1 protein-coding gene and 1 pseudogene are annotated in these 2,080 nt (G+C 56.8%); both read left to right on the plus strand.

Features of this window, described 5'->3' with window-relative positions; translation table 11 throughout:
• Positions 1-651: pseudogene (locus GOW48_RS22255) on the plus strand (TIGR00366 family protein); the annotation flags it as partial.
• Between the two features lie 9 nt (positions 652-660).
• Positions 661-2,040: an amino acid permease gene (locus tag GOW48_RS22260; RefSeq protein ID WP_170756249.1), complete on the plus strand. Its 1,380-nt coding sequence runs from the start codon at positions 661-663 to the stop codon at positions 2,038-2,040.
• Positions 2,041-2,080: the final 40 nt, after the last annotated feature.

Genomic DNA, 2,080 nt, shown 5'->3' on the forward strand with positions numbered 1-2,080 from the left:
ATGATCTATGGTGTTGTGGTACTGGGGTGGTGGATGGCCGAAATGTCCGGTCTCTTCCTAGTGATGTCCATCATCGTTTGGTGGGTCGGGAAAACCGATGAAGGGTCCAGAATGGACGAAGGGACCTTTGTGGAAACCTTCGTTGATGGCGCGCGCGATTTGCTGGGCGTTGCCCTGATCATTGGCGTCGCGCGCGGTGTTGTCGTCATTATGGACGCGGGCAAAATTACCGACACGATCCTTGCTGCAGCCGAGGGGTTTGTCTCGGGGCTGAGCGAGTTTGCCTTTATCAACGCGATGTTTGGTATTCAGATCTTGATGTCATTCCTGGTGCCGTCCTCGTCAGGGCTGGCCACGCTTTCGATGCCGATCATGGCGCCACTGGCAGACTTTGCGGGCGTCGGTCGTGACCTTGTGGTTACAGCATACCAGTCGGCAAACGGATGGGTGAACCTGTTCAACCCGACATTTGCCGTCGTCATGGGTGGGCTAGCCATTGGCCGTGTCTCCTATGACCGGTGGCTACGCTTTGTTTTCCCGCTGCTCGTTATACTTGCCGTGATCATCTGCGCGGCACTCACCGTTGGGGCCATCACTGATCCGGGGATCGACGGGCCCACAACCGAGACTTCAGACACAACATCGAACTGAGCCGTCGCAATGACCGATCGCTCCGCCACAGAGACAACATCGACATCCGGTGCCCTAGGGCTGACGGCTTGTATCGCTCTGGTCGTTGGAAACATGATCGGGTCAGGTGTGTTTTTACTGCCGGCATCGCTTGCACCGTTTGGACCAATTGCAATTGGCGGCTGGGTTTTAACGTCGGCTGGGGCGTTGGTTCTCGCGATCATTTTCGGACGCTTGTCGCGGGTCGTTTCAAAACCTGGTGGCCCCTACGCCTATTCGCAGGAAGCATTCGGAGACTTTGCAGGCTTCATTATTGCCTGGGGGTACTGGATCGCGCTTTGGACCGGGAACGCCGCCGTCGCTGTCGCGTTGGTGGGATATCTGGGATTCCTGTTCCCGATTATCATCGAAGTGCCAATGTACGGCCTCTCGACTGCGTTGGTTGCAATCTGGACGCTCACCTTGGTCAACATCCGTGGGGTCGAAGGCGCTGGTTTGGTTCAGATCGTGACCACCGTGCTCAAACTCGCGCCGCTTATATTGATTGGCACATTGGGTATCTTCTGGATCAACACCGAGAACTATGTTCCGGTCAACCAAAGCGGCACCACGGCGTTTACGGCGATTTCTGCCGCGGCTGCTCTGACGCTTTGGGCCTACCTGGGCCTTGAATCTGCGACGGTTCCCTCTGGCGATGTTATCGAGCCGGAAAAGACCATCCCGCGCGCCACCGTGATCGGCGTGATTATCGCCGCAAGCGTCTATATCTCGGTAACCGCCGTTTCGATGGGCGTCATTCCTGCCGAGCTGCTTGCTGTTTCCGCCGCACCTCTGGCAGCCGTCGGTGAGGTGATGTTTGGTCCCGTTGGCGGCGTCCTTGTTGCTGTGGGCGCGGTGATTTCGACCTTTGGCACTTTGAACGGCTTTACGCTGCTCAGTGGCCAGGTCCCTTACGGTGCCGCTTTGGATCGCGTCTTCCCCGCAGCCTTGGGCCAAAAATCCAAATTTGGAACGCCTGCTAATGCGTTAATCCTGTCGAACGCGTTGGCCTCGGTTTTGATTATCATGAACTATGCGCAAGGGCTGGTCGCCGCATTCAACTTTGTCATTTTGCTCGCCGTTGTCGCCAGCCTGTTGCCCTATGCCATCTGCTCTGTGGCGGAGATTATGATCCGGCTGAAAGGCGGGCAGGTCCTGCATGGCCCGGAATTGGCCAAGGTCGTCGTTCTGGGCGCGCTTGGGTTCATTTATTCGGTCTGGGCCTTCATCGGCTCCGGCGCTGAAACCGTTTTGGTTGGCTCCGTCCTGTTGCTTATGGGCGTGCCTATACATGTCTGGGTCCGCTGGAGCCAGGCCAACGACGACGAAGATATTCAGACAACTGTAGCCTCGAAAGGAGATTTGCCATGAAGCTCGGCGTTCATTCCGAGATCGGAAAGCTCAACAAGGT

It is taken from the genome of Ruegeria lacuscaerulensis (assembly GCF_013033355.1).
GTDB classification, from domain to species: Bacteria; Pseudomonadota; Alphaproteobacteria; order Rhodobacterales; family Rhodobacteraceae; genus Ruegeria; species Ruegeria lacuscaerulensis_A.